We start from the raw sequence: 20,610 nt of genomic DNA on the forward strand, positions 1-20,610 counted from the left end.
TTAAATAAAGACAGGTGATGACTATGAATCTACCCGAAAAAATTTTGATCCTAACTGGGGTCTTAAATTTAGCATACGGAAGTTTGACAGGATTTGCGTATGCGTTCGCGAGAATGAAGGCTGAATTCCCTTCCAGATATTTGCAAGCTGCTCATATCGGACCATTGATGCAAGGTGCTATGATCCTTGGTTTGGTATTTGCGTTTCAGCTTGCACCTCTTTCTGAAACAGCAGCTCTTGTTGGAGCAATTTCTTTTGCAGTTTCTTCCGGATTTATCGCATTAAAAGATACTGTGGATTGGCTCCAAGGTATCAAAGACGAATTTAAGGAAAATCCTCCCCTTGGAAAGATCCTAGGTGGAATCGGAGTGACTGCGAATCTGGTCGGGATCTCGATTATTGTTTATGGGGTTTTAGTAGCTTAATAGCTTTCTCTCACTAAGCCGGAAGAAGAATCAGAAGGTCGCCGGTGTCGAAACCGATCCACTATCCGACGTATAAATCTTAAAAATCTATCTAAGGATCTTACAATTTCTTGGGTAGATTTTTGAAATTCCGATCCGAGAAACGACTGTTAACTCGAAATCTTTTTACGTTTTTTTCGTTCTAAAAATCTTAAGAGGGTCTGAACGATGAGCGAGCAATTAAAAGCAAAACTTAAAAAAGCAGAAACCGGCTTTTGGAAAAAGACATTCAGATCCTGTTGGAATGCACTTCCTCATTCTTTTAGAAGACAGTTGGTTGCCATGTCGGGGCAATCTGATCTGGATTTCTGAGAGTTAACCTTCTTCTTTCCTTATTTAATATCTATCCAGTTTCTATGGAGATAAAAAAAGAGCGCCCGAACGGACGCTCTTTTTCGTAGAAATCTACTTAATTCGAATTAATCGAACTTAGCAACGACCCCTAAGGTTATACCATATTGGTCTTTACTTTTCTCACCACTTTGGGTTACGAATTGATAACCGGTTGCCCAGTCTCTTCTCATATCCAATTTGATGAGTAGGTTTTCAGTGTAGTTCCAAACTGGAGTAACAGTAAATGTTTTGTACTGTCCGTAGTTAGAAGATCCACCGTAATCTTTGTAGTTTTTCGGGTCTAAAGCCGCAAGAAGTTGATCAGCAGTTAAACCAGCTAATGAAGGAGTTACTGCAAGGATTTGCTCTGCGATCGCTTTATCTTGAGCGTATTTTCCAGCATACCAAGAGTTAGCTGCTTGAGATCCTGCAAACGGGTTGAAGGTAGTCAAACGACCATTGTTGTGGCTATCGTCGATATACTCAACACGGACGTTAACTCCCCAAGTCTCACCGATCTTGAACTTACTGAAGATACCATAAGCCTTATAAGAACTTTTGGTACTTTCGGTAGATACGGTTCCACCTAGGATAGTTTCAACTGTAGCTGCACCTGTTGGGTTGTACTGTTGTTGCGCAAGGTTAGCCGCTGCTGCACCACCTGCTTTTTCACTCCAAGTATAGTCTAAGTCGACTTGGATCCTATCGGTAGGAGTGATAGACAAGATTGCATGGTTCATGAACCAATAATCTTTGTTATACTTTGCTGAAGGAGCGGTTAGAGCGGATACAGCTGGATCTCCAGTTTGCGCCGCTAATTGATCAGCCAATAATTGTTTGGTTGGATCGATTCTTCCAGTTGCACCATCTTGAGAATACAAAGTGTTCCAAGTAATGGAAAGTTTGTCTTCGATCAAGGTTCCTTTTAACTGTGTTCCAATCGCTTTATGTTGAGTAGCTGCTTCGTAGAAGTAGTTATTCGTAGTGCTTCCGTCTGGAACTCCAGTTCTATAACCAGTACCACCACCACTGTTATACAGATAAAAGGTTCCTGCCCATTTGTCTGTAAATTGAGTAGTTAAGCGAGCACCGGTGTGAATGAAGGGGATTGTGTTTTGGAAGATGGCCCCTATCGAGTAGTTAGGGTTGTTCATCGATTCCAATACTTCATAACCAATATGCGTTGCCATTTTACCAACGTCTAAGGTCATCCCTTTCAATACCGGGAAATACATACTGATGTATGCTTGTTTTAGCATATTATAGTTGTAAATTCCATTGTACTGAACGTAAGGGGCTTCCTGATACGCGTTGTTTTGTCCGTTTTGGAAATCCACACGGAATCCCCAAGGGCTGGATTTTTCTGCAGTTTTTTGAACAGCAAGAGCTGCTGCGTTAACACCAAAGTTTTTGTTGCTGGTCTCGAACGCTCTGGTACTATCTACGGCGCTTCCTTGGAGTGGGTTGTTATTGTACATGTAGTACACATCCACAAATCCAGAAAAATCTACCTTATCATACCATTTCGTATCTTCAGGTTCTGGGGCTGGAGCAGCTTTCACTGCACCTGCTGCCTTCGGGTCCGGTGTTTCCTTCTTCGGCTGGGCAAAAATCGAAGAGGCGGTCACCAGAGTAAAGGTAGCAATGAGGCTGGCTGTTTTTTTTCTCATCATTCTCCTAAATCTCCTATGCCGATAAGTATGCAACTAGCGTGCCAACATGTTAAAAATAGGCAAAGAGACTAAATCAGCCTTAAAAACGATTCTAAATCGATTATTCGGTGCTCATATTTTATAAACTTTTCGGGCTAATTTCTATATACTAACAGAGTGCTTAAAAAATAAGCATAACTTAGAATGCTCAAAGACTGGGCAATTTGGAAGATGTTATGGTTTTGATAGGATTTGTAGGCACTTCGACAAGTCGTAACCCTAAACTAAATCCTTCGAGTTAGTTAGATTTGCGGATTAGATCGAGCAGAAGGTCTTCTGAATTTAGATTTGGATCTTGGAGCACAGCATGTAGAGAAGACCTCAATACTTCTCCTAGTTTGGGAGCTGGGAGTTCTGGGAACTTCTCTCGGATCAGGTTTCCATCTATGGTCAGATCAGAGAGTAGAAGTGGGGGATTTTTCTTCCATTCTTGCTCTGCGCTTACAAGCCAAAATGCCTCTTCGTTTAGGAAGGCGGACCAAAGATGGGAAAGTTCTAAGCAACAATCCCAATATTCCATTTTACCAGCATATTGTGCGACCGGATGGAGCAAATGAGTGCGAAGCCCCGGAGAAGTTTTTAATTCTTCTCTATGTTGGATGAGAGAATACAAAGTTTTTACAAGAAACTGAGAATCTTTTGTCCTTTGATTTGAGAATCTGAGTTCTTTAAAAAATACAGTAGAGTCAGAAAGACAGTTTTGTTCTGAAAAGCAGGACGCTAGGAAGTAAGCTATCTTCGATCTTTCGGATGATTCTATAAGTTTGGAAAATCCGTTTTTATTTTTTTCCCAGTCTCCGGAATATAATTTGGTTTTGCTGAATAATTCCAGAATTTTATATTTTTTTAATAGATCCAATCCACCGATCGGGTTTTTACCTTTGAGCACTTTTAAAAATTCGTCGTGTATTCTTTCTGGGGAAACTTTTGCAGTGACTTGTCTGCAGGTTTCGATTGCTTCTGCAGTTTCCGGATGGATTGTAAATCCGAGTGTGGAAACAAATCGAATTGCTCTGACTGGCCTGAGTCCATCTTCCGTAAATCTGGAGACTGGGTTTCCGATTGTCCTAATTAAAGAATTTTGAATGTCTTCTAATCCAGAATGTTCGTCTACTAACGTTTTTTTCAGAAGGTCCAAAGCCAAGGCGTTCATTGTGAAATCCCGTCTTTTCAGATCTTCGCTTAGGCTTACTCCGAATTGTACAGTTTCGGGCCTTCTTCCATCTATATAATCTTCGTCTTTTCTGAATGTGGTCAATTCATAGGATCTATCTTGGAATAATACTGTGATGGTTCCGTGCTTGATCCCAGTCGGAACAGTTCTTTTGAAAATCTTCTGCATTTTTTCCGGAGATATGGAAACTGCAAGATCGTATTCATGAGGGATTTTATTTAAGATTAAATCTCGGACGCTTCCGCCGACAAGATAAGCTTCTCCTTCATGATTTCGTATAGTATTACTAATCTCTAATAGATCCTCTAAAAAAGGAGAAGGGATTTGCGAGATAAGTTTATTTGGATCCGGATTCATCATTCCTGGACGATCTTTTTCCAAATTGGTAGATAACGGTCTTTAAGTGCAGGGTTTTTGGAAAAAATTTCCTCTACTTGCTTTTTGGTTTTTTCATCTACTGAGACTCTTAAAAAGGGAAGGTCTGCTTGTTGGGAAAGGATTTGGTCAATCCTTCTTCCTGTTTCATCCCAGGCGGTATTGCAGATCTCTTTGTATTCTTGGTCCTGATGTTCGTTACATAGGATCGCAAGTTCCAAAACCTTTCCTTCTTTTTGTAGTTCTTTCATTTTATCTAAGATGTTGGCTTTGCAGGTTTGGAATAAGAGTAGGAAAAGAATTAGTATCTTCTTACAGCCCATACATGGAATTTTTCGAGAGGATTCTTAATAGGAAAACCTTTTTTTAAGATTCGAAGGCCAGGTTTGCGAGCTTATCGGCGCGCTTATTTTTTTCCCTTGGAACATGGTGAATTGAGAAAAGTTTCAGTTTAGAAGTCAGGGCCTTGACCTTTTCTTTTGCAACTTGCAGGTGAGGGGATTTGACCTTGTATTCTCCCTTGAATTGTTTCACTACCAGTTCTGAATCCAAGTAGGCTGTAACTTCGCTAGCGTCTTGGGAGAGGCAATATTCTATCCCTGCTTCCAGGGCCGCCCATTCCGCGACATTATTGGTTCCGTTGGAGATCCTACGCGAGATAGAATGCACCTCGACTTCTTCTTCATAAACGGCAACCCCAATGGAAGAAGGTCCCGGATTTCCTTTAGAAGCACCGTCGCAGTATATTTTGAACTTTTTCACCGGGTTTAATCTTGGTTTTTAGATCCAAAAATGAATTGGAAAGGTCTCCAAAAAATTAAATATCCCACGAGGATCAGTAAGGAAAGGAAAAAGGAGACTATCCCTAAAACTAAAAATTGTAAGCTTCGATACAAATGATCGAATGTATGAGGGAAGAATAACCCTCCGATCAAGCACAGAAGTCCGGCTGCTAATAAGGCAAACAGAACAAAAGGAAGGGATAGAAAATAAAACAGATAGCTGAGGATCGTTAATCCGAAAGCCAATTTATAAGCGTTCCAACGTGCCGGATGATCCATCATTAAACCAAATACCATCAATAGTCCTATCCTTCGAAGGCTTTGGTTTGGCAATGTAAAAATAGATATATATCATGGCAAAGATGGGCCTGGACTATTTTGCATTTCTGAATTCTCTTCCAGAAACTCCCGAGTCAGAATGCGCCTATTATCCGAAAAGAAATTCAAAGGTGAAAGGTTTCTTTTCTAAGGAAAAACTTCCGCCTGAAATTTTAGATGATCTTTTTCGTTTTGGGTTTAGAAGGTCTGGCAATTTATTTTATAGGACCAATTGTTCTGTATGTTCTCATTGTCTCAGTTATCGAGTTCTATTGCCTGAATTTTTTCCTAGTTCAAATCATAGAAGACTGATCAAAAAGAATCAGGACCTGATCGTAAAAATATCTCCGCCGGTTATTGATGATGATAAAAAGAATTTATATGTGAAGTACCAAAAGTCCCGTCACGAAGGATCTTACGGTGAATCTGAATCTGAAATTTTGGAGACTATGAAGTTCCAGATGTATGAGGGTTCTGAAAATTCTGGGGAACTTCTTCTTTATAAAAACGATGCACTTTTAGGTTGGATCTTATTGGATCTGGGACTTGAAACTGTGTCTGCTGTGTATTCTGTTTTTGATCCAGAAGAATCTAAAAGAAGTTTGGGAAATTTTTTGATTCTTTCTTCTATTCTTTGGGCTAAGGAGAACGGATTTAAAGAATTTCAATTAGGTCTATTTCTTCCGGGACATCCTAAGATGGATTATAAAAAGAACTGGAAGCCGGCAGAAATTTTGGACCGTGCTAAAGGTATTTGGAAGAAGAGTGAATCTTTTCTTTCTGATTATATTTTAGAGAATGGTCCTGATGGAGACAAACGTATTACGTCTTGAACTCGGGTCATTCTTCTCTCCAAAACACCCCAAATCAGGCTTGTCAGTCTGGCCTTGCGTCTCAGAAAGGTTGGTATGGCTAAAAAGATCATCGTAGTAGGCGCTTCTAGCGGTATCGGAAAAGAAATTGCATCTCAATTGATCGAAGAGGGACATCAAGTTGCGGCTTTTGCAAGAAGAGAGAAGGAACTGAAAAAACTTCCTTCTTCCAAAGTAAAAAACTTATTCGTTAAACATGACGTTACAGAATACTCCAAGGTCCCAGGAGAATTTGCAAAGGCTGTTAAAACATTAGGCGGCTTGGACGAAATTTATTACGCATCCGGTGTGATGCATAGAGTTGGCGCAGAAGAATTTTCTGTAGAGAAAGACTTGGAAATGTTAGAAGTAAACCTTTTAGGTTGTGTTGCTTGGTTAAACTCGGCAGCTACTTATTTCCAAGAAAAGAAGGCTGGTAAAATTATAGGTATCTCTTCTATCGCAGGTGATAGAGGCCGCAGAGGAAACCCAGTTTACAACGCATCTAAAGCTGGAATGTCCACTTACTTAGAAGCTTTACGCAATCGTTTAGCAGTAAAAGGGATCCAAGTAGTGACTGTAAAACCTGGCATGATCGAAACTCCAATGACAGAAGGTCTATCTGGACTTATGTGGTTGATCACTGCTAAGGAAGCTGCGCAAGTTATATTAGCAAAAGTGAATGCAGGAAAAGAGAACTTCTATGTGCCGGCGCGTTGGGCCTTAGTTTCTTTGATCATTCGACTTATTCCTTCTTTTATTTTCAGAAAACTTTCCGTTTAAGGAAAAGGTGATCCAAAATGGCAACCGCTTCTAAAAAAAAGACCGTTAAAAAAACGACATCTTCCAAAACTAAAAAAGCGGGTTTCGATCTTAAAGAGTTCGAGTCCCGTTTAAGTTCTGCTCAAAAGGTAGAAGCCTGGGGAATGAACCATTTCTCCAATAGTAAGGTTTTTTTACCGACATCTATCCAAGACTTTAAGGATCTATTCTCTTATGCAAGAGATACGAATACTAAAGTTGCATTTAGAGGTGGTGGTTGTAGTTACGGTGACGCTGCCACAAACGAACAAGGTATCGTAGTAGATATTCGTAACTTTAATAAGATCTTATCCTTTGATCCTAAAACTGGCATCTTGGTAGCAGAATCCGGCGTTACCATCAAACAACTTTGGGAATTTGGGATTGAAAGAGGATTTTGGCCTCCTGTTGTTAGTGGTACAATGTTTCCTACTCTAGGTGGCGCACTTTCTATGAATATTCATGGAAAGAATAACTTTGCTGTTGGGCCGATTGGAGATCATATCCAAGAATTTACTTTCTTAAGTCCTGATGGGAAAGAGTCTACTTGTTCTCCTAAAAAGAATTCGGATCTATTTTATTCTGCAATTTCAGGTTTTGGAATGCTCGGAGCATTTCTAACAGTAACGATCAAACTCAAAAAAATCTACTCAGGTAAGATGAAGGTTTGGCCGGTCAATACTGCAAACCTCCAAGAGATGTATGATTATTTCGAAAGAGAATACAAGCAGTCCGATTATTTAGTAGGTTGGGTGGATGGATTTGGTTCTGGAAAAGGTTTAGGCCGTGGCCAGATCCATAAAGCAGTTCATCTTAAAGCAGGAGAAGATCCTGGCTTTCCTGAAAATTGCAAATTAGAAAATCAGATTTTGCCAAGCACATTCTTAGGGATTATTCCTAAGTCTTGGATGTGGCTATTCATGTATCCATTCAGCAATAAACTTGGAATGAGATTTGTGAACTTCGGGAAATGGATCTCAGGGTTTTTAAATAATAATAAACCTTACGAACAAGGACATGCTGAATATGCTTTTCTTTTGGACTATGTTCCGAATTGGAAATTTATGTACAAGCCTGGTGCAATGATCCAGTACCAAAGTTTTATTCCGAAAGAGAACGCAGTCAAAGGTTTCGAAGAAATCTTAAGTCTTTGTCAAAAAAGAGGGATCGTGAACTGGTTGGGTGTATTCAAGAAACACAGACCAGATAAATTTTTACTCACTCATGCTGTAGATGGTTATTCTATGGCTATGGATTTCCCTCTAACCAAAGGAAATAAGACTAAACTTTGGGAACTCGCCAAAGAAATGGATGAGATCGTTGTGAAGAATGGAGGAAGATTCTATTTTGCAAAAGATAGCACTCTTCGTCCTGAAGTTTACAGAAGATCTATGCCTAAGCAAAATCTTGAGAAGTTCAGAACTATGAAGAAAAAACTAGATCCTAAAAATCTTTTAGAGTCTGATTTGTTCAGAAGAGTCTGGGGAAAATAAACAACTCTTTTTGATTTTTTCTCACGCCAAGTCGCTAAGTATAGAAGGTTTCTGGAGAAGTTGAACAAATCTCTTTTTATCTTTGCGGCTTCGCGTGAACTTTGCTAAATTCTAAAGTTTCCATATTGATTGACGGACTTTGGTGAAATGTTCTATTCTTGAATTCAAAATGTTCAGATTTAGGAACTAAAACTTCTTTAGGATAAGAATCTTTAAAACCAACAATTGTGACTTGGGTTTTTCCGATCCCATACAATTTTTCTAAAAGAGAATCGAAAGATTCAGCAGAATCGATTTCGTATACTTCTCTTTCCTCTCTAAAAGAATTAGAAGGCAAAAAGACGGAACCTTTTCTGTATATCACTGTTTTGGAAGTGTGATCGCTAAGTTCTTTTTGTTCGGTCACGATCGACTTGGTGAATTTATAATATAATCTGTCGAATACCACTCCACCTACAATAGAGTAAGAAAGAAGAAGTATGGCCGTTATCTGAAATGGTTTACTAAGCGTTTCCCAATTTTTTTCCAGGATAGAAAATAAGAATAAAAGCAAAAAGGGGAGAATGGTGATTAAAAACCTAGGTCCGAATAATACTCCCTGCCAAAAATTAGTAGAAGTCAAAAATCCAGAGAGAAGTATGAAGATCCCCAATCCATATAAAATCCGAGTTAAAGGATCTGATTTTGGTCTCCATAAAACAATAAATGCCAAAGCTGGATAGGCGCCAAATAATCCCAAGGAACCATTTCCTAAAAACACCAATTGGCCTAGATAGTAGATCTGTGCTAATAAGTTATAAGTAGATGATTCTTGCAGATAACCTCTAGAGCCCAGCGGATGTCCTACAACCGAATAATTGATCACCGCTTGGATGATCAAAAATGTCCCGAATGTAAATGGGAATAGTGCCGTTTTTGGGTTTCTGAATATTCTAAAAGCATAAACTAAGGAAAGACTCGCTGCTAATAAAATTGTTTCTTGTCGGAAGAACGCAGCAAATCCGAAAAAGCCCCCTGCAAATACTAAATCAACTGATTTAGAAGATTGGTCTTCTTTGAGTAAAAAATAAATTCCTTGGGTGACTCCATAGATTGATATAACTGTTTCTGAAAGATCTGTAGAGAATAAACTAAATGCAGATCCCAAGAGTAATAAGATTAAAAAGAAAAATTTAGATTTTTCCTTTAACTGGAACAATTCTGAAATTTGAAATAATGCTCTTAGAGTTAAAATTCCAAAAACTAAGGATAAGAGGAAACTTCCGAATCTTCCCATCAAGAGAGCGAATGGATACTGGATTGCAGTGTAATAAAAAGGAAAAACGTAATAACATTTTCCTTTATAAACATGGGTCATTGTCGACCCTTTTTTAAGATCTAAAGGTAAAAATCTAAATTCAGGATCTATTTCTTTTCCGGAGTATCTGCAGGAAAAATCAGGCAAACCATTTTGCAGAAGGTCCGCAAGTTGTTGTTGTTTGATCGCTCCGTCTCCTACCCGAATCCCTGTTTGGTACTGCCATGACAGAAATAAGGATAAAAACACTGCTCCAAAGATCAGAAAGCCTAAAGGTTTACCTGTAAAGGAAGATACTCGGGAGAGAAGACGATTGAACATTCTGCTAAGAAGTCCCGGGAAAATCCAAGGTCAAGAAGAAATCCCTAAAGAAAGTTTTAGACCGTTCTTTGCAGTCTGAATTCTGAATGACACTTAGGTTCCGAATGTTTCTTTGGAGCTTGTGAATTCTGTCTTAGAAAAGATCCGCTCCTTCTTTCAAAAACCTCTTCCTAAATTCCTTTTTCCGATCTCTTGTATTCTGTTTATCTATGTGGTGGTCTTGAATTCCTGGGTAACGGAAGATGCTTATATTAGTTTTAGGACTGTGGATAATTTTCTAAATGGTTTCGGTCTTAGATGGAATACGTATGAAAGAGTCCAGGCTTATACTCATCCACTTTGGCTATTTGGTCTTATCTTTCTTTCCTTTTTGAAAATCCCTGTATATTATTCTTCTTTAATTCTTTCTTGGATCTGTGTAGGAGCGACAGTTTATTTGCTCATTTCTCGTTTTGCAAAAAGAGAAGGGGGATTATTTCTAGGTTCTTGGATATTCTTAGTATTACTGACTTCCAGAGCATTTGTAGATTTCTCTAGTTCCGGTTTAGAAAATCCTCTTTCATTTCTTTTGATCGTTTTATTTTTAGAGAAGGCATTCGATCTAAAGATAAAGGCAGATTTTCGAGACATTTTTCTTTTCTTTTTTTACCTTTCTTTATCTTATCTGAACAGGCAAGATACTGTTCTTTTAGGACTTCCTTTCCTTCTATATTTATATAAACCTTTAAAAGAGAAACTTTCCTGGGGTAAGTTTGTTAGCGCATCCGTTTTAGGAATTCTCGCTATTCTTTTCTGGTCGGTGTTTTCATTAGTATATTACGGATATCTGTTTCCGAATACTGCGTATGCAAAATTGAATACTGGTCTTACTGTTTCACATCTATGGCCGTATGGTTTGGACTATTTGGAGAATAGTTTTCGTTGGGATATTTTTACTTCACTAACGATCAGTTCTGTAATTTTACTTTTACCTTATTTTCTCTGGAAAAAGAGAATTTTGGAAGCGGCTCTGTCAGCTGGGGTAGGGCTCTATATTCTATATATATGCTCCATAGGCGGGGATTTTATGGCAGGAAGGTTTTTTGCTCTTCCTTTTGTAGCCTGCATATTTTTGTTTTCGGAATATTCTAGTACTTATCTTCCTAGAGTGAGCGTTCTATTCTTCGTCGCCTTATTCTTGTTAAACCAAAACTCTTATTTGTATATTACAAAAGACTATACTAGACTTAGAAATGATGGAGAGATCCAAGATGAAAAAGGTGCTTATTTTAGAAGCACCAACTTGATTCGCTCCGTCCAATCCCAAGATTTTCCGACTCATGGCTGGGCAGATGTAGGTAGGAAGCATAGAAAAGAACCGAGGGAACCTGGCAAGGCATGTGCTACGATCAACGTAGGCTTTTATGGCTATTTTGCGGGAGAAGATCGTAAGATTATTGACTCAAACGCTTTAACGGACCCTTTATTAAGTAAATTGAAATCAGTTTCTAACTGGAGAATTGGGCATTTTACGCGTAATATTCCTTTAGGATACTTAGAATCTGTTACTTCAGGACAAAATCAGATCCAAGATCCGCATCTAAAAGTATACTATGATCGATTGAAATTGTTAACCGAATCAGAAGATCTTTTCACAAAAGAGAGATTTATGGAAATTCTCCGAGAAAACTTAGGCGGGAATAGAAATTTAATACAAAATTCTGACCCAAGAACTCCATGGGTAGGAATTCCAGAAGGTTTCCGTTGTGGACTGGGAGTCGGTTACTAGTTTAAGTAGTCTTCATTCTTCTTTTATATTTTGATCGGAACTTTTGATTTTAAATTCTTGATCCTTCATGCAGGGTTCCCATTTTATTGTTAAGAATGAGTGAAGGAAGAACTTCTTGGAACGCATCCAAATGGCGGGAATGGTTTTCCGAAGGTGAGATTGTTCCGTATTTCCAGCCCATTCTGTCTGTCGAAAAAGATTCTATCTTCGGTTACGAAGCCCTTGCTCGTTTTATAGATAAAGAAGGGACTGTCCATAGTCTTGGTCCATTCTTCTTAGCCGATATTCCTCATTCTTTTTCCGTTTCCGAAAGAGAAGAATTCAAAAATCTTAAATTAGAAATAGATAGAACCGTCCGTAAAAAAGCGATGGAGAGAATTAGTAATACTCCAGGCTTAGATACTAAAGCAAAACTTTTTCTGAATATATCCCCTTCTTTCATGCAGGATTATCTTTCTTCCAAAACGGATGAAGAACCTTATACTTTACAAATCGCAAAAAGTTCCGGTTTGGATCCTAAAAGGATCGTGATCGAAATTGTAGAAGAACATTTTTCCGGGGAGATAGATCAGCTAAAACCATTGATCAATTTATATAAAAGATCAGGATTTTTGGTAGCGATAGATGATCTTGGATCTAAATCTTCTAACCTGGATCGGATCGGTGCATTACATCCAGATATTATCAAAGTGGACCTGGGATTGATCCGCAGTTCGGTTGCTTCTCGAAATTTCCAAGAGATCTTATTCACGTTGTCTAGACTTGCTGAAAGTTTAGGATGTTCTCTTTTATTCGAAGGTATAGAAACTGAAACCGAATTATACAATGCTCTTACATATGGAGCAAGGTTTTTACAAGGTTTCTATTTTGCGGAACCAGGTCCTGAGTTAATGGATATCAATGGCTTGAGTATTCGATTCTCCCAACTTCATGAACTATTCTTTAATTATAAAAAATACCAATTACTTCGGCGTATTAAGAAAGAGAAGGAATTGGAAGATCGTTTAGAATCTTCCGGTATCGAAGTGAATACTTCCGATAGTGTTGTTACCATTAAATTAAGAAATTCTTATCTACTTGAAAAGTCAGTTTTTAGGATGTATGTAACAAATCATGAAGGAAGACAACTTTCTCCCAATTATTCTGGGATCTCTGATTCAGGAATGTTAGAGGATGATTCTTTTGTAGGAAGGAATTGGAGTTGGAGACCTTATTTTTTAGAACAATTTTATAAAAATGCAAAAGATTCTTCCGGCGGTTGGATCGCGAGTAATCCATATTACGATCTGGAGAGCAATCTGCTCTTAGTTACTTATTCCAAAAGTATGGAAGAAGGAAATGTTCTATTCGTAGATGTAAGAATGTGGGACTTTCCTTAAATCCTTTCTAGTTCTGCAACATTCACTGTTTTAATCCAACCAAATAAACTTAAAAATTGAATACACCACCAACCTGGATCTAATTCTCCCTTTTGAAGAGAAAACTTACTAGATTCAGGAAATGCATGATGGTTATTATGCAAAGATTCTCCCATTGTCAAAAGTGAAATGAATGGAACATTATAACCCTGGGTGCATGCGTCCGGCACGACTCTGATCATTTCACCTTTTTTATGAGCATAATGTCCTACTAACCAATGCCCCAATATACATGTAGAAGTTCTTGCAAATATTCCCCAAACTACTAGGCCAAAACCTCCTACATAAGCAAAAATTGCGATCAGAGGAATTTGTTGTAATAGCCAGGTTTTTTCCAAAAATTGAATGATTTTATCTTGTCCGTATTTGTTTTCGTAATGAAATGTTTGGTGTTGTTGTAGCCGAATGGTGCAATTCATCTGTATTAAAAAATCTTTAAATACATTATCATAATGGCAGAAGAATGGGTGACAAGCCTTACTCCTTTGGGCCCAATCCCGTAAATCATGCAGATATCTTAAGGATAATGGGCCCCCTAAACCTGTTAAAACTCCTAGGTATGTTAAAAATCTTTTTAATCCTATTGAAGAAGAGAACGAATCATGGATTAAGCCTCGATGAATTCCTACAGAATGGCCAAAACTAAGTGTAAGAATGGTTAATGAAAATGAAATCAACGCATTCGAACTTGAATATGTTGAATATCCGAAGATTAGAAAAATGGAAACGGAAAAGATGAACAGAAGTGATTTGGTTGGTGCCCAGACAATCTTGCCTTCGCAAGGATCTAAAGTTTTGATTTCTGGAGAATATATCATAGAGCCTCCATAAAGCGGGGCTCTAAGAGAATTTAGGCGTTACCCGCTTCACTCTATATAATATACCTTTTTGAAAGACGATGAAGCCAAATTCATATCGTCTTTTGGAAATTTTTTTCCTTTTTAGCCAACTTTTACACCCGAGTCAGAAAGCATACGATTTACGTTATCTGTAAAACGTTTTTTCTCCCCAGGTCTTGCAGAATTTCCTTCCAAAGAAAGTCCTACATATAAGTTCCCATCCGTATCTCTTGCAATGGAACGTACTACTCCATACGCAGTGATCGGAGATTGCATTTTAAAAAATATATCGAATGTGAATCCTTTTCTTCTAGGAAGCTCATTATTTAGATCAGGATGATTGATCTTCACTCTTAAGCCACCTGTGGAAAGATCTATGACTGAGAATCTTTCCTTTACTAGGATCGTATTCGATTCTCTGATCCGATCCACCATATCAAAAGTAAGGGTTTTAATTTCCATTACTTCGGATATATCTATTTCCCTAGTCCTATTCTGGGCATGAATATATCCGATGGGGATTGCTTGCTCGTCATGGTTGATATAAATAACCGGAACGATCAGTTCTGATCTGATCTTTTGGTTTGCGTATTCAATAATCTTCTTACGAACATCGTCTTCGTCGCCTAGTTCATGTTCGTAATCAATAAATCCGTTCGGGTCTGAAGATTTAAAAGAATCCGGTTTTTGTGTATTCGGAATATATAATATTTTTCCAGTCTTTTTGACTAGATCGAATTTATCTCCGATAGAATTGAAAACGTCTATTTTGACTATATCAAACTTAGGCTTGAGAGTTCTTTCTGTATCTGCAAAATTTACTTTTACGGAAGTAGGGATATTGAATAAATTCGCATCAATTGTCGTTTTGCTCGTACGCAGGTTAGTGATCCAAACACTGCCATCCGGTGGTTTGATCCTAGTAAATTTTCTTTCTCTGCTTGCGATGGACACATGTTCCACCTGCATGATGAATTGATTATTCGGTTTTTCTTCGAGTACCTCGCATTCTAGTTCGACGTATCTCGCGAGTAATTTGTACAAAACAATATGAGCATTCAGCTTAAATTGTTCGGCCATCCGACCTTGTACTAAAATTTTTGTGGCGTCCTTATTGACGGAGAGGAGTTGAACGGATTCGTGAGTTTCCGTATCCCTTACGAGTAGATCTGTTTTGAGTAGAAATTTTCCAATGATATGGAGTTTTTTACCAGGATCTGTGATGAACTCTTTGTCTCTTTGTTTCCTTTGAACCTTTTCCATTAAATTCCTAGGTCGATCGGATTCCGGCGGAAAATTATCTTGATTCCAGCCTTTGGCTTCGTTTTGATGTAATAGGTAAGGTACACTAATGTCAAACCAATCTTACCGAGACTCCCAATTTTTAGACGGCCTATCCGGCGAAGAACTTTTCAGCATGCAAATCGGGCTTACCTATCGGGACTTTTTAGTCCTGCCCGGTTTTATCGATTTCAATCCTTCCGATGTAGAACTAGAGACTAGATTAACTAAAAAGATCAAACTCAAAAGACCATTCGTAAGTTCCCCAATGGACACTGTGACTGAGTCCTCAATGGCTATCGCACAGGCCCTTATGGGAGGGATTGGAATTATCCATTATAATAATACTGTAGAAGAGCAGGTTGCTGAAGTCAGCAAAGTGAAACGTTTTGAAAACGGTTTCATTTCTGATCCAGTTGTTCTCGGACCAAAAAATACAATCCACGATCTGGACAGGATCAAAGAAACTTTAGGATTCACGGGAATTCCAATCACTGCAGATGGAACCAGAAATTCTAAATTGGTCGGGATTGTAACCAATAGAGATATCGATTTTGAAAGAGATCGCTCCATTCCTGTGGAAAAAGTTATGACTACAGAAGTGATTACCGGAAAATCAGGGATCACTTTAAAAGAAGCAAACGATATTATCAAAAAAGAGAAGATCGGAAAACTTCCGATCATTGACAAGGACGGAAAACTTGTCTCTTTAGTTAGTCGTTCTGATCTGAAAAAGAATAAGGAATTTCCTGATTCTTCCAAGGATGAGAACAAAAGACTCAGATGTGGAGCTGCAGTTTCTACCTTACCTGAATCCAAGGACAGGGTCGCTGCATTGTATGAGGCCGGAGTAGATGTGATCATCATCGATTCCGCCCAAGGAAACTCGATCTATCAGATAGAGATGCTCCAATTCATTAAATCTAATTTTAAAAACCTTGAAGTGATCGGTGGTAACGTGGTCACTCGCGGTCAGGCAGAAAATCTGATCGGCGCTGGAGCAGACGGACTTAGGATCGGAATGGGACCTGGTTCCATTTGTATCACCCAAGATACCATGGCTGTGGGAAGAGCTCAGGCAACTGCGGTTTACCAAACTGCTGCCCATGCAGCAAAATATGACGTTCCTGTTATTGCAGATGGTGGAATTTCTAATATTGGAGATATCGCAAATGCTTTGGCAATCGGAGCATCTGCATGTATGATGGGATTTATGTTCGCTGGAACATCTGAGGCACCTGGAGAGTATTTTTACGAAAATGGAATACGTCTCAAGAAATACCGGGGAATGGCCAGCATTGAGGCAATGAAAGCCGGCGGAGACAAACGTTATTTCAACGAGGGCCAAAAAGTAAAAGTAGCCCAAGGTGTGAGCGGTTCCGTAGTGGATAGAGGTTCAATTCTGAATTTTATTCCATATTTAAGCCTAGGATTACGACTTTCTTTTCAGGATATGGGATTCCGTTCCGTCCAAGATTTACATAAAGGGCTCCGAGAAGGAAAACTTAGATTCGAAAGAAGGAGTGAATCCGCTCAAGCCCAAGGTTCTGTTCATAGTCTTTACTCTTATAGTGCACCTAGTTTAAGAGCAGAGTAATTAAATTAGATCCCTTAGATTTGCCGGGAAGGAAAGGTTTTGAAAAAGTTTCATCTTATTTCGATAATCCTGATATTCCCGATTTTGATGACGGGGGATGTTTCCCACGCTCAGGCTCCGCCGGATAAAGCAAGAGTCGCTCAGGAACTAGTCGCAAGATTAGACCAGGCACTCTTGAAGGCGGACGGCTTAGTAAAAGCAAATCTGATCTTGATCAAAAAGACAGGAGATTCCTGGACCTGGGACATGAGCATTTTCAGAAAGGGAGAAGATTCACTCTCTCTATTCGAAAGCAAAGGCCGTGGTTTAGAATATAAGATCTTATTCAAAGAAGACGGAGAATTGATCTTCGCCTTCAATGCTCTTTCTAGAAAAATTTTTAAAAAGAACGACGAAGAAAAATACGAGAACCATTTGAATACTGGATTCAGTTTCGTGGATCTGGCAGGAACTTCTTACCAAGCAAATTATAATCCTATCGTACAAAGTGATTTGGATATTGCCGGAAAGAAGATGAAACGAGTGGCACTAAGACCAATCGTTCCTTATTTTTATTCCAAACTCATCTTACTATTGGAACCGGATACATTAAGACCAACTCGTTTGGATTTTCATGATAAGGACGGGGTACTTTATAAAACAATGAACATAAAGTACGGTCCTGTTAAGGTAAAAGCAAAACAGAAGGTTACCAAAGAAGATATAGTTAGTAGATTGGAAATGTTGGATCTGAATACTGGTGCGATCAGCGTATTGGAATATACTGAAGTGGACCGAGATGTAAAACCGGATCCTTCTTTATTCGAATTGGATAATCTAAACAGACTGTAATGTCCTCGGAAGAAATTGTTTTTTTTCGACCTGGATTTTCTTCTTCTCCTCAACTAATATTAGAAGGAGAAGAGATCTCTCATCTAAAAGCATTTAGAGTTTTTTCGGAAGAGAAAACCGTTATCATCAAGGACGGTGCAGGTGCAAGTTTTGCATATAATGTACCTTCTTCTTCTAAACTTGGAAGCCTAGTCAGTACTGAAAGAAAAGAAAAACCTAAAACCAAAGCAAAGATCGCAACTGCAATTCCAAAGGGAAATAGATTGGAATGGCTTATCCAAAAGGGAACAGAGCTTGGGATCACTGAATTTATATTTTTAGTATTTTCTCAATCGGATAGAAAGGATTTAAATCCTGAGAGACTTCTAAAGGTTGCTGCAGAAGCTTCTTCTCAATCCGGCCAAGATTTTTTGCCTGAGATAAAAGGGCCGCTTTCTCTTTCTAAATTTTTAGAAGAGTCAAAGTCTACTAGGGAGGATCTCCTACTTTTTGATCCAAGATCTGAAATACAGATCAATCCTGAAAACATACAAAACAAAACAGTTTTGATAGGACCAGAAGGTGGATTTAGAAAAGAAGAATTAGAACTGATCTCTCAGTCTGGGGTTTTATCTGTGAATGTGGGAGAATCTATTTTGAGAATCGAGACCGCTGGAATTTTTGCGGCCTCTTTATTTAGGTTAGGAAACTTGCGCTGATTATTGGCCGAATCCGCTCGCGCCTAAAACCAGAACACAGGTGTTCAAATAATTATCACAATCACTTTTGCAACTTTGGGATAACTGGAAGCAAAATGTAGAAATATTGCAGCTTGTATTACAAGAAGTAAGGCAGGAGTTCAAACCGGCCAAATTAGTTGTAGTAACAGAGGTGCCGTATTTATTTTCGCAAGCATTCTTACAGGCCGGATAAGATCCGCCGGTGCAGTTTGCATAGAAAGTCGCCAAAGCATTTCCCTTGATATCTCTCTCTCCGGTATTACATGCTAAAATACCTAAGAGTGCGATTGCTAGTAAAAAAGGGAGAAATCGGGTCATATAAGTAAATCGTTTTCGGCCGGGACAGAACGGTAAACTAAAAAACATTCGACGTTAGCGGAGAATCCACCGGAATGAAGTATCTAGACCGAGGTGCATGGAATGATTGTAAACGGTAAAGAATTCTCTCTGCGGGACCTTTCTTCTCCGGATTTATTTTCCCTATTAGAATCCTTAAAACTAAAACCGGAAACGGTAGCGATCCAGAAGAATGGAGAGATCTTAAAAAGAGACCTTTGGAAGAATTCTTCTTTAGAGGAAGGGGATAAAATAGAGATCCTGAAATTTGTTGGAGGGGGTTGAATCGTTTTTGGAATTTCCACTTAGACCCAGACATAGTATCTGGAGAGCGCCAGGCATTTATCCAATCCTAGATCTAGAATATTGTTCCAAATTTTCCAAGGACCCGGTCCGTATAGTGGAACTTTGGAATTACCAAAGAGAATGGATCCCATTCTATCAGATCCGTGCTAAAAAAGAGACTCCCGAAACATTAAAGAAGGTTTATAAAAGTCTTATAGATGCATTTCCTGATTTTCCGATCATACTGAATGATTTTTGGAAAGAAGCCTTAGAATGGAGATGTTTTGGACTTCATATCGGAAAAGAAGATTATACTTCTCTTTCCTTCGAAGATAAGAAGAAGGTCCGCTCGAGTGGATTATACCTAGGCACTTCCTGTCATAATTCTGAAGATATTGCCAATTTAGAACCTGGGGTCTGGGACTATACTGGGCTTGGACCTGTGTATGCAACAAGCTCCAAGGATACTGAGGATGTTCCCGTAGGACTTGAAGGCCTGAAAGAAGCCTTACAAATTGCTAAAATACCTGTCACTCCGATCGGGGGGATTGGTCCTAAACAGATCAGCGAGTTATCAGAGTTAGGCCCATTATCCTATGCAATGATCGCTTCCGCTTCTGAAAGAGATTCCTTTTACGATTGCATTCGTATCCTTAAGGAGATAAAAAATCCGTAAAGGACCTGAGACTTGTAAGCCGCCTCTTCCTTGTTTTTGGCGGCTAAGAATCCCAAGTTTCAATTGACTCACAAATTATGTCCAATAAGATGATCCCTATGAAACAGCCAGGGGAAATACGCCATCTATCTGCCAAGGATGATCGCGACTACTTACTAGATTATCAGACCCTGGATGTGGATCATTTAGAAAAGGCTCCCATCTTAGGTGTACCTTTTGATAATGCCAGCCTTGATGAGGCAGTGGCAAAAATTTATCATCTCATGGAAGAGAAGGATAAATTTCATCATGTTCTTCTTTTGGATCCGATCAAGACAATGGCTGTCCGTAAAGGAAAGAAATTACATCGGATCGCGCAAAAAGCTAGCTTAATTTTGGCAGAAGGTGCAGGTCTTCAATGGGCCGCTAAAAAATTAGGTGGAGAATTAAAAGAGAGAATTCCAACAATCGCACTCATGATGGACTTGGTCCGTCTTTGTGAGCTTAGAAATTATTCTATTTTTCTTTTAGGTGGAAAGGAAGAGATCGTCGAGAAGGTTTATTTCAATCTTTCCAGACATTTTCCTGGAGTTCGTATTGTAGGACGTCATGCTGGTTACTTAAATACCCAACGTGAGTTGCTTGTTAAAGAATCTATACGCAAGACCAGTCCGAATATTATATTTCTTGCAATGGATTTTCCAGACCAAGAGATCTGGGTCGAAAATAATACAGCATTTTTTGGTCACGCAGTTGTGATTGGGGTCGGTCCTGCAATGGACATTCTTTCCGGAAAAGTAAAAAAGGCTCCGAATGTTTTCAAATTGAAAGGTTTAACTTGGCTTTGGAGAATTATGGTCCGTCCTTGGAGACTAATTCGCCTGAGTAGAATGTTCGGATTCTTTATAGTGGTAGCTATCAAATCTCTTTTCGTAAAAAAGAAAAAGTAGATCTCTGCGG

22 protein-coding genes are annotated in these 20,610 nt (G+C 38.9%); 13 read left to right on the forward strand and 9 right to left on the reverse strand.

Features of this window, described 5'->3' with window-relative positions:
* Positions 1-23: 23 nt before the first annotated feature.
* Positions 24-425: a hypothetical protein gene (locus tag CH362_RS07070; RefSeq protein WP_100709648.1), complete on the forward strand. Its 402-nt coding sequence runs from the start codon at positions 24-26 to the stop codon at positions 423-425.
* Between the two features lie 207 nt (positions 426-632).
* Positions 633-776 (forward strand): hypothetical protein, encoded by a 144-nt coding sequence (locus tag CH362_RS19245; RefSeq protein ID WP_165780237.1) that lies wholly within the window; start codon positions 633-635, stop codon positions 774-776.
* A 107-nt stretch (positions 777-883) separates the two neighbouring features.
* Here the strand turns inward: CH362_RS19245 and CH362_RS07075 are convergent, their stop codons facing one another.
* The 5 genes from CH362_RS07075 to CH362_RS07095 all read right to left on the reverse strand — a co-directional run bounded on the left by CH362_RS07075 (position 884) and on the right by CH362_RS07095 (position 5,137).
* A complete protein-coding gene (locus tag CH362_RS07075) occupies positions 884-2,470 on the reverse strand; it encodes an outer membrane beta-barrel protein (protein ID WP_208859556.1) in 1,587 nt (528 codons plus the stop codon).
* Positions 2,471-2,747: 277 nt separating this feature from the next.
* The gene (locus CH362_RS07080; protein WP_100709650.1) at positions 2,748-4,043 is read right to left on the reverse strand and encodes a CCA tRNA nucleotidyltransferase; all 1,296 of its coding nucleotides are present in this window, start codon (positions 4,041-4,043) and stop codon (positions 2,748-2,750) included.
* Positions 4,040-4,381: a hypothetical protein gene (locus tag CH362_RS07085; protein WP_100709651.1), complete on the reverse strand. Its 342-nt coding sequence runs from the start codon at positions 4,379-4,381 to the stop codon at positions 4,040-4,042. The genes CH362_RS07080 and CH362_RS07085 overlap by 4 nt, the downstream gene beginning before the upstream one ends.
* A gap of 43 nt (positions 4,382-4,424) precedes the next feature.
* The gene (locus CH362_RS07090; protein ID WP_100709652.1) at positions 4,425-4,820 is read right to left on the reverse strand and encodes a ribonuclease HI family protein; all 396 of its coding nucleotides are present in this window, start codon (positions 4,818-4,820) and stop codon (positions 4,425-4,427) included.
* Between the two features lie 5 nt (positions 4,821-4,825).
* On the reverse strand, positions 4,826-5,137 hold the full coding sequence (locus CH362_RS07095) for a hypothetical protein (RefSeq protein WP_100709653.1): 312 nt from the start codon (positions 5,135-5,137) through the stop codon (positions 4,826-4,828).
* Between the two features lie 56 nt (positions 5,138-5,193).
* On the opposite strand from CH362_RS07095, the gene CH362_RS07100 reads away from it, so the two are divergent.
* The 3 genes from CH362_RS07100 (at position 5,194) to CH362_RS07110 (ending at position 8,303) form a co-directional block, all read left to right on the forward strand.
* The gene (locus CH362_RS07100; protein WP_100709654.1) at positions 5,194-5,991 is read left to right on the forward strand and encodes an arginyltransferase; all 798 of its coding nucleotides are present in this window, start codon (positions 5,194-5,196) and stop codon (positions 5,989-5,991) included.
* Positions 5,992-6,066: 75 nt separating this feature from the next.
* Entirely contained in the window at positions 6,067-6,792 is a 726-nt protein-coding gene (locus tag CH362_RS07105) for an SDR family NAD(P)-dependent oxidoreductase (protein WP_100709655.1), read from the forward strand.
* A 17-nt stretch (positions 6,793-6,809) separates the two neighbouring features.
* Positions 6,810-8,303: an FAD-binding oxidoreductase gene (locus CH362_RS07110; RefSeq protein WP_100709656.1), complete on the forward strand. Its 1,494-nt coding sequence runs from the start codon at positions 6,810-6,812 to the stop codon at positions 8,301-8,303.
* A gap of 76 nt (positions 8,304-8,379) precedes the next feature.
* On the opposite strand, the gene CH362_RS07115 is transcribed toward CH362_RS07110, so the two are convergent.
* Positions 8,380-9,921, reverse strand: a complete 1,542-nt coding sequence (locus CH362_RS07115) for an LA_3751/LA_3752 family putative glycosyltransferase (protein WP_100709657.1) — start codon at positions 9,919-9,921, stop codon at positions 8,380-8,382.
* A 121-nt stretch (positions 9,922-10,042) separates the two neighbouring features.
* On the opposite strand from CH362_RS07115, the gene CH362_RS07120 reads away from it, so the two are divergent.
* Together CH362_RS07120 and CH362_RS07125 are read left to right on the forward strand one after the other, a co-directional pair.
* Positions 10,043-11,689, forward strand: a complete 1,647-nt coding sequence (locus CH362_RS07120) for a hypothetical protein (protein WP_244280501.1) — start codon at positions 10,043-10,045, stop codon at positions 11,687-11,689.
* A gap of 95 nt (positions 11,690-11,784) precedes the next feature.
* Positions 11,785-13,068: an EAL domain-containing protein gene (locus CH362_RS07125; RefSeq protein WP_208859547.1), complete on the forward strand. Its 1,284-nt coding sequence runs from the start codon at positions 11,785-11,787 to the stop codon at positions 13,066-13,068.
* Here CH362_RS07125 and CH362_RS07130 read toward each other — a convergent pair.
* Both CH362_RS07130 and CH362_RS07135 read right to left on the reverse strand, forming a co-directional pair.
* A complete protein-coding gene (locus CH362_RS07130) occupies positions 13,065-13,925 on the reverse strand; it encodes a fatty acid desaturase (protein WP_100709660.1) in 861 nt (286 codons plus the stop codon). The two genes, CH362_RS07125 and CH362_RS07130, sit on opposite strands and share 4 nt — an antisense overlap.
* A 123-nt stretch (positions 13,926-14,048) precedes the next feature.
* Positions 14,049-15,209, reverse strand: a complete 1,161-nt coding sequence (locus CH362_RS07135) for a DUF1577 domain-containing protein (protein WP_100709661.1) — start codon at positions 15,207-15,209, stop codon at positions 14,049-14,051.
* 88 nt (positions 15,210-15,297) lie between these two features.
* Between CH362_RS07135 and guaB the strand changes: the two genes are divergently transcribed.
* The 3 genes from guaB (at position 15,298) to CH362_RS07150 (ending at position 18,353) form a co-directional block, all read left to right on the forward strand.
* Positions 15,298-16,824, forward strand: coding sequence for an IMP dehydrogenase (gene guaB, locus CH362_RS07140; RefSeq protein ID WP_100709662.1), 1,527 nt, complete (start codon positions 15,298-15,300; stop codon positions 16,822-16,824).
* A gap of 87 nt (positions 16,825-16,911) precedes the next feature.
* Complete coding sequence (locus CH362_RS07145; RefSeq protein WP_100709663.1) at positions 16,912-17,655, forward strand: outer membrane lipoprotein-sorting protein; 744 nt, start codon at positions 16,912-16,914, stop codon at positions 17,653-17,655.
* Positions 17,655-18,353, forward strand: a complete 699-nt coding sequence (locus CH362_RS07150) for a 16S rRNA (uracil(1498)-N(3))-methyltransferase (protein ID WP_100709664.1) — start codon at positions 17,655-17,657, stop codon at positions 18,351-18,353. The genes CH362_RS07145 and CH362_RS07150 overlap by 1 nt, the downstream gene beginning before the upstream one ends.
* Here the strand turns inward: CH362_RS07150 and CH362_RS07155 are convergent, their stop codons facing one another.
* Positions 18,354-18,692: a hypothetical protein gene (locus CH362_RS07155; RefSeq protein ID WP_100709665.1), complete on the reverse strand. Its 339-nt coding sequence runs from the start codon at positions 18,690-18,692 to the stop codon at positions 18,354-18,356.
* A 102-nt stretch (positions 18,693-18,794) separates the two neighbouring features.
* Between CH362_RS07155 and thiS the strand changes: the two genes are divergently transcribed.
* From thiS to CH362_RS07170, 3 genes are all read left to right on the forward strand, one after another.
* Positions 18,795-18,995, forward strand: coding sequence for a sulfur carrier protein ThiS (gene thiS, locus CH362_RS07160; protein WP_100709666.1), 201 nt, complete (start codon positions 18,795-18,797; stop codon positions 18,993-18,995).
* A 7-nt stretch (positions 18,996-19,002) separates the two neighbouring features.
* Positions 19,003-19,671, forward strand: a complete 669-nt coding sequence (locus CH362_RS07165) for a thiamine phosphate synthase (RefSeq protein ID WP_100709667.1) — start codon at positions 19,003-19,005, stop codon at positions 19,669-19,671.
* A gap of 98 nt (positions 19,672-19,769) precedes the next feature.
* A complete protein-coding gene (locus tag CH362_RS07170) occupies positions 19,770-20,600 on the forward strand; it encodes a WecB/TagA/CpsF family glycosyltransferase (protein WP_100709773.1) in 831 nt (276 codons plus the stop codon).
* Positions 20,601-20,610 lie beyond the last annotated feature (10 nt).

This window comes from Leptospira saintgironsiae (assembly GCF_002811765.1).
GTDB classification, from domain to species: Bacteria; Spirochaetota; Leptospiria; order Leptospirales; family Leptospiraceae; genus Leptospira_B; species Leptospira_B saintgironsiae.